This window comes from Corallococcus terminator, from assembly GCF_003611635.1.
GTDB lineage: Bacteria > Myxococcota > Myxococcia > Myxococcales > Myxococcaceae > Corallococcus > Corallococcus terminator.
This window is the reverse complement of sequence record NZ_RAVZ01000451.1, coordinates 1-6,486: the sequence shown is the minus strand read 5'-3', so window position 1 is coordinate 6,486 and position 6,486 is coordinate 1. Positions and strand designations below refer to the sequence as shown.

7 protein-coding genes and 1 pseudogene are annotated in these 6,486 nt (G+C 66.5%); 3 read left to right on the top strand and 5 right to left on the bottom strand.

The genetic code is table 11. The features are described from left to right. Nucleotides 1-177: 177 nt before the first annotated feature. The gene (locus D7V88_RS37755) at nucleotides 178-504 is read left to right on the top strand and encodes a hypothetical protein (RefSeq protein WP_120545405.1); all 327 of its coding nucleotides are present in this window, start codon (nucleotides 178-180) and stop codon (nucleotides 502-504) included. Nucleotides 505-1,089: 585 nt separating this feature from the next. Next, the gene (locus D7V88_RS37745) at nucleotides 1,090-1,566 is read left to right on the top strand and encodes a recombinase family protein (protein WP_147449043.1); all 477 of its coding nucleotides are present in this window, start codon (nucleotides 1,090-1,092) and stop codon (nucleotides 1,564-1,566) included. Nucleotides 1,567-1,576: 10 nt separating this feature from the next. Here D7V88_RS37745 and D7V88_RS37740 read toward each other — a convergent pair whose 3' ends face one another. The 4 genes from D7V88_RS37740 to D7V88_RS37725 form a co-directional block, all read right to left on the bottom strand. After that, a complete protein-coding gene (locus tag D7V88_RS37740; protein WP_120545402.1) occupies nucleotides 1,577-3,493 on the bottom strand; it encodes an AAA family ATPase in 1,917 nt (638 codons plus the stop codon). 400 nt (nucleotides 3,494-3,893) lie between these two features. Further along, nucleotides 3,894-4,082, bottom strand: coding sequence for a hypothetical protein (locus D7V88_RS42775; protein ID WP_147449042.1), 189 nt, complete (start codon nucleotides 4,080-4,082; stop codon nucleotides 3,894-3,896). Nucleotides 4,083-4,193: 111 nt separating this feature from the next. Continuing rightward, nucleotides 4,194-4,379, bottom strand: a complete 186-nt coding sequence (locus D7V88_RS37730) for a hypothetical protein (protein ID WP_120545400.1) — start codon at nucleotides 4,377-4,379, stop codon at nucleotides 4,194-4,196. A gap of 554 nt (nucleotides 4,380-4,933) precedes the next feature. Further along, nucleotides 4,934-5,356 (bottom strand): hypothetical protein, encoded by a 423-nt coding sequence (locus tag D7V88_RS37725; protein WP_120545399.1) that lies wholly within the window; start codon nucleotides 5,354-5,356, stop codon nucleotides 4,934-4,936. A 220-nt stretch (nucleotides 5,357-5,576) separates the two neighbouring features. On the opposite strand from D7V88_RS37725, the gene D7V88_RS37720 reads away from it, so the two are divergent. Further along, nucleotides 5,577-6,212, top strand: coding sequence for a hypothetical protein (locus D7V88_RS37720; RefSeq protein ID WP_120545398.1), 636 nt, complete (start codon nucleotides 5,577-5,579; stop codon nucleotides 6,210-6,212). Nucleotides 6,213-6,279: 67 nt separating this feature from the next. Here D7V88_RS37720 and D7V88_RS45715 read toward each other — a convergent pair. Further along, a pseudogene (locus D7V88_RS45715) lies at nucleotides 6,280-6,486 on the bottom strand (IS701 family transposase); the annotation flags it as partial.

The window sequence follows — 6,486 nt, the reverse complement described above, 5'->3', positions numbered from 1 at the left end:
GCCGGACAGCCCCGGCCTTGAACTCTTCCGTGTAGCTGCGCCGGGGACGGCGCTCCTTCTTCACTTCCACCATGTCGGACACCGTATCCGCCTCTTCGTTGGTGTCCACTCAAGCGGATCATGCCCAAGCATGGACTTCCAGATGAAGAGCTGGAACGGGCTGCCCCCGCCTGCATCATGTCCATGTTGGCCCTCGTGATTGAGCGCATCGGGCAGCTTCGGCGCGTGGTCCGCAACGAGGAGGACCCGGCCCACCTCTGGGCTCCTCACAACGCCGTGGAGGATCCAGCTACAAGCGGCGAGTCTGCCGAGGACATCGTCCTGTTCTTCTGGAACTCCCTCCCCGTGCCCGTGGTGACGTGGAATCCACATCCGCAGGAGGAGGCCCCGAGGGAGCCGAAGGGGCGCAAGAACCGGGGCCAGCAGCCGAAGGAAGCAACCTCCGAGTCCCTCAGCGCGTCCGGGGAAAAGGAGCCTGGGCCGTCCACTTCCGAGTCCCGCTAAAGGGGAGGCAGGGGCGAGGCGGGCACCGCCTGCGGTACGGCGGCTTCTCCCTCCCCGCCTCCAGCGCCCTTGGAGGGCTCTGGCGGTGCGCGACCGGGTAAGCGCATGGAGCTGCCCTCCCCAGAGTGGTCTCCACGCGCTCCAGAGCCAGCCTGCCCTGCTGGTCGATGCGCCGGGGCTCGTCTTCAGCCCGCCGGCTGCCAGGGCGGATTCGAGGCTCTCCAGGCTCAGGCCGTGCTCACGGACCCGCTCGATGGTGTTGGGCTGCTGGTCGTGGCTCGAACCCCGGAGAGGTCCTCCTCCTGGAGGCAGCGGGCCACGTGCGACCTGAGGCCCTTCAGGACGCCCCAGACCGGGCTCTGCTCGGAGGAGGTCTGCCGCAGGCGGGTACGGAGAGCTGCCAGCAGCTCGCGGTCATCCATGACCAGGAGGATCTCCACTGACCGGCCGTGCCCCAGGCGGGTCACCGCCGCCCCGCGTCCAAAGAAGCCGTCGATAGAGCGAGCTGTGTAGCGGCCACCAGGCGTCGGGTTGGCCGCGCCACCTGAACTGACGCCCCGCGCTCGACCAGTCATCGAAGACCCCGTGGATCAGATCGAGAGCTTCCTTGAACGAGCCAATTGTGGTTTTCCAGGGCGACCAGAAGTCCTCGCCGTTCATTTCCTATCCTGCTCGCTCGCACTCGCCTCCGGCGGGGAACGGCGCGATGCGCGCGAGCGATCGGGTTCTCGTTGTGGCAAGCGGATGGTCTACCTAGTGCCGCTGACCGTGGACAAGCTCGATCAGCCTACGGAAGTTCGACTTGAGCTGGATCGGCTCGGGGTGAAGGTCATCTTCCTCCAGGAGGGCTGGCTGGACACCACCGTGCCCGTGCGGTCCCTCCTGGTGGCGGTCTTCGGCTGGGTTGCCGAGCAGGAACGGCACCGCCTCATCGAGCGCACCAAGGCCGGCCTGGATCGGGCCCGTGCCCAAGGCAAGCGCCTGGGGAGGCCACTGGCCTCGCCGGTCCGGACCGTGGTCTGGGCAACCGCCCCTGGCTCCCTGGGCCCTACCGGGTGCTAGCGGTTTCCCGTCACCCGCCCCCAAAACCAGGGTTGACTCTCCTCACCGCGGGGCGAGCGTAGGACGGCCAAGTCTGGCCGAACGCCTCAAGCTCGCGCGCCGAACACACGACCGTGAGCCAGCTGCCTTCCGTGTGGCGCTTGAGGCGCGTCAGCCCGGCGTAGACCAAGGCGAGGGCCTTCGGGTCGGCGGCGGCGTCGACGTAGATGACGAGCAGCCGCGTCTCCCAGCCCTTGAAGCTGTGCAGCGTCGTGGCCTTTACGCGGGCGTCGCCCATGAAGAAACCCATCTTCTGGCGTCGCTGCTCGATGTTGTCGGCGGAGAAGGTGTTGAGCGTGCGAATCCTGAATCGGTCTTCCAGCAATTGAGACACTTTAGCCCCGACGCTCGTGGCCTCGCTCAGCAGCGTGATGTCGGCATTGGCCAGGCCGTTGCGGCCCGTCAGCCTCATCAGCGCGAGGAATTCGTCGGCGCAGACGCTGGTGGCATCGGCCTTGTCGCACTGCACCCATCGCAGGGTGCAAGGGTACAGATTGAGGTCGCCCTGCTCGGACTCGGGCAGCTGCGCGGTTTCCGCCGGCAGGAATCGCTGCGCGAATTCGCGTGCCATCTTCAGCGCCGCGGGCGGCAGCCGATAGCTGACATCGAGCTGTGCCCACCCGCCTCGGAACCCTGCGCCCTGCATGACCTCGTCGGTCCAGGCCTTGGCCGTACCGTAGACGTCCTGCGTTGCGTCGGCCACCAGCATCATTTCGCCGCCGGGCACGAGCGCCTTGCGCAGCGCGCTCCACCAGTGCGGGTGGAAGTCCTGACCCTCGTCGACGAGGATCGCGTCGTACTTCGTGGCCCCGGGCTGCTCGACGGCTTCACTGGCTAGCGCCGGGATCTCGTCGTCGAGCAGGACCTGCCGCTGCCCGGGGACGATTCGACCGCCCCCCCGCACGAGATGGTGGTAGCGGGCATCCCACCCGGCCTCGTAGCACACGTGTTTGCACCAATAGTGGAAATGCATGAGGCAAACGTTGTTCATGCGCTGCGGCGAGTCGATGCCGCGGACCATCAGGTCGCGCAGGTAGTGCCACAACGTGATGTTGAAGGTGACCACGAGCACCTGCTTGCCTTCGTTCATCAGCCGTGCGGCCCGGGCGGCGAGCACCAGCGACTTGCCCGAGCCGGCGGGCCCTTTGATGCGTCGGTAGCCAGTCTCGGTGCGCGTTTCCGCCAGCGAGCGCTGACGGCGATCAAGCATCAACGGCTCGCGCTGCGTCGACGAGAAGTCCGGCTCTACAAGCCAGCCGCGCAAGTCATCGGCCAAGGCGTTGGTCATCAACCGAGAGTGCGCGCGCTGTGATTCGGGGAAGATACGCCGCAGGTCGGCGGCGGCGACCGCTTCCGTCCCACTGATAGGCGCGTAGCGCGCGTAGTCTTCCTCGTCGCGCTTGGGCAGGAAGGGCGCAAGCAGTGGCTCGACGCGCGAGCCTGCGGCAAACGGGAATATGACGCCTGCGGTGATCGCCCCCCAGCCGTCGCACCGGCCCGGGCGCGAGTTGTAGCCGAGCCGAGGGCAGTACAGCTCGTAGATCTCCTGCCGGTATAGTCGGACCTTTGGAATCGGGTTGTCCGCCTGGATACAGAACGCCTTGCCATCGCGCTCGGCCCACAGCGTCTCGACCCCGTTGCGATCCTTCGTCCAAAAATAGCGCATCGCGTCGAGGTTCCAGTCCTTGACCTCGAAAACAGCAATGCCCACCTGCGGGTTGAGCAGCACGAAGTCCGGGCGCAACCCGTTGAGATGGGGCTGGATGTAAATCTCCCACCCCGGAGACAGGCATTGGTCGAAGATCGAGAGCACGGCCTGCTCGCCCGCAGTCAGCGGCTGGCGAAGCCGGTTATGCGCATCAAGCGGCGGATGGATAATCCTCTTCATGCTGAGAGTTATTCATATCACGTAATCCCCCGCACTCCTTGTGCTGGCCGGGTGGTTTTCGGCTGATGGACGCCTACGCGGCCACCAGCATCAAGGCTGGCTCGAGGTCCTCCCGCAGCAAACCGTGCTCCCGAACATGCTCGCGGATCCGCTCGACGGCCTTTGCCTACTGCTCGTGGATGGTACTGGTCCCGGCCCTGCCAGCGCCGAGCTGTGCGAGCGTCATTCCCTTGACTCGCTGGCCTACGACCCAGGTCAGCTCGGACCCAAGGCTCTGCCGGAGCTGGTTGGCGTGGTGGCCGGCGTCGGCGCGTTCCAGCACCAGGTTCCCGTGGCCGCCGTCCTCCTGCCCGTGCGCATGGTCCCTGATGTCCTCGTGGCGACCCTCGAAGTAGATCGATCACAAGCGACCGGCTACGGCCCTGGGCTCACGGGCGGGAGCATCGGCCTTGGCGAGGACCTGGGCCACGGCCTGGCGGACCAGCTTGGAGCACAGGCGGTCCCCGCCGTGAGGGGCCACCGGCAGCTCCTCCGCAGGGGGCAGCTCGCCCTGGAGCGAGGCCCGGACGTGGGCCCGCAGGCTCTTCACGGCCTTTGACTTCGATCCGAACTGCCGCGCGCGCACCTGGACTATGCGCCGTCGGATAGCCCGAACTACGGCCCGGTCTTCGAGCAGGAGGAGTTGATCGGCGCTACCGGCCTAGCCATGGCGTTCGAGCAGGTCCAGGAGCATGTCGGCCACCAGGTCCTGGACGAAATCGAGATCAGCCGACCCGAGCACCTGCCGGGCGAGCGTGTACAGCACCCGGGGGATGTCCGGGCCGTGGGAGCGCCGCTCGGCGACGGCCGCGAGGAAGCTGCGAAGACCCACCGTGGCGGCGCTCATCGGGAGCCCTCCCCCACGTGGGAGGCCACGAGGTCATCCCCTGGTACGCGGAACCGAAGCCAGCGGTGCCGCTCCTGTCGCCAGGTGGACCGTCCCAGGAGCCGGGGCCGGAACACGTGCCGGCAACAAAGACCATACCTGAGTTTCGGCTGCCCGTGCCTACGAGAGCGGCAGTTGCCCCCCCAGGCAGAACGCCCGGCGAAGCGCCAGAGGTTGACCTCGCAGATGCAGTCATTGTTCTGGATGTCGCCACCGTGGACCACTCGGAGGTGTAGCCGCTGGCGACGGGCTCCAATACGGAGCGTCTGGTCACGACGGATTTCGCGCTGGGACACCTGTGCCTCACACCGCACGGCGGGGGCCACCAGTTGCCCTGTCCCCAGGGAATGTTGGCCGCGCGCTCATACGGGCCGTGTCCCTGGCGCGCATCTTGGTGGTGGGCTCAGAGATCAAATCCGGCTGCCACGCACAAGGCGCACCGCGCTGCGGGTGTCGCCGCCCTCGCAGGATGGCGGCGACACTTTAGCCGTTGTGGTGAGTGGTGGTCCTCGTGGTCAGTCCCAAGAGAACTTCGTGGAGATCGGCTCGTCCTTGGTGGCGCGCTCCTCGATGCCGAGCGGCAGACCAGCGGCAGCCACCTGTAGAAACGCGCCCGCGACGGCAGCCTCCATCAGATCTGCCGATGAGGCTGCCGGCGGCAGGTCTTCGTGGCTGGCGCCAACGCGCCGACCTGGCACGGGAGCGGCAGCCTCGCAAGCGAGCTGGTCCAGCGCCGCCTGAAGACGGGCTTCCAGGGTCCGCACCTGGTCGAGCGCATCGGCCAGGAGGGCCCGGGCCCGTACAGGAGCACCACCGACTGCGCCAAAGCGAGCGATCCACGACCGCAAGGTCCTCGGTGACAGAGGGTGCCCCGTCCGTGCCTCGAAAGCCGCACAGAAATCTTCCTGCGTGGTGGTCCCGCTCAGGTACTCGGTCACCGCTGCTGCTCGCAGATGGTCAGTAGGCTTCGGCATCAACCAGAAGATTGCCGCTGCCGAAGATACTCCTCGGCCGTGCCTGGCGGCAGGTCTCGCGAGCGGGTGGTCTCCACGCCGGGTCGAGCCGCTCAGGCCGGGAGGTGCCGGGTTTACGCGTTCTATGTCTCTATGTTCTGAGGGCGCCTTGGCTAGGATTCGCTCGACGGAGTAGCCTTTCGCCATGGCGGACGCAGCCGAGTTCGAAGCTTCCCGGCGTTTCCTCGAACACGAATCGTGCCGAAGCGAGCAGATCGCCGACCACGAGGCTTGGCGACGCTTCAAGGCTGAGAGCAAGGTGCGGGAGTGGATCTACCTTTGTCGCTTCTCCGAAGGCATCTACGCGTGGGGGACCTGCAGCAACACGAACGACCGCGTCCGTAAGTCCTCACTGTTCAAGCCGAAGCTCACCGGAAAATACGACCGCCGCGTCGACTACCTGATGCTGAAGCTCATCCACGGCGCTCCGAGGCTCTGGGCCTTCGAGGCGACGGGAGCCACCAGGACTGAGCGTCGGCTCATGAAGAGTTTCGGGCAGAGGCACTGCTATCGTGGGCTCCCTGGATCGGACCGCGACGAGATCTCGCGTGGCATCGTCGAGCGCTTCCGCTGCACGCCGCATTACGAGCGCCTCGGCCCGACGACGCGAGCTGGGTTCGAGCGCTACCTGAGCGAAGTTTTCTTCGCGCGGCGGCGGCACCCGACCAATCCAAAGCGGAAGTTCAACTGGGGCGATAGCCTTGAGCCGGGATTCCTCCGACTCATCGGGCTCGGCGAGCTTGAGGGGCCCGTCGAGGAGGCTTTCCTGGTCCGGTTCTGAGCCTCCAGATCGTGATACCCAGTCTCGCCCAGGACGAGTTGAACGACAAGGCGACCTCCCCCTAGTACTACTTGATCAGATGCGTGACGGCCCGAGAGGAGGAGCGCGGGGATTGAGGTGACGCAGGCAGAGGGGACAGTGGCCGATGCGGCTGAGCAGCAAGTGCTGAAGGCGACGCCGCACCATGGGCAGCGTCCATTGCACTCGCTTCCGGGGGAAAAAGCGCTCGACGCAGCGCGAGGAAGCCGTGGGCCACCATGCAGAGGGTGGCGTG

Bases quoted from the DNA above. Each gene is read 5' to 3' on its own strand.
- D7V88_RS37755 (WP_120545405.1), top strand. From the start codon at position 178: ATGTCCATGTTGGCCCTCGTGATTGAGCGCATCGGGCAGCTTCGGCGC.
- D7V88_RS37730 (WP_120545400.1), bottom strand. From the start codon at position 4,379: ATGAGCGCCGCCACGGTGGGTCTTCGCAGCTTCCTCGCGGCCGTCGCC.
- D7V88_RS37740 (WP_120545402.1), bottom strand. From the start codon at position 3,493: ATGAAGAGGATTATCCATCCGCCGCTTGATGCGCATAACCGGCTTCGC.
- D7V88_RS37720 (WP_120545398.1), top strand. From the start codon at position 5,577: ATGGCGGACGCAGCCGAGTTCGAAGCTTCCCGGCGTTTCCTCGAACAC.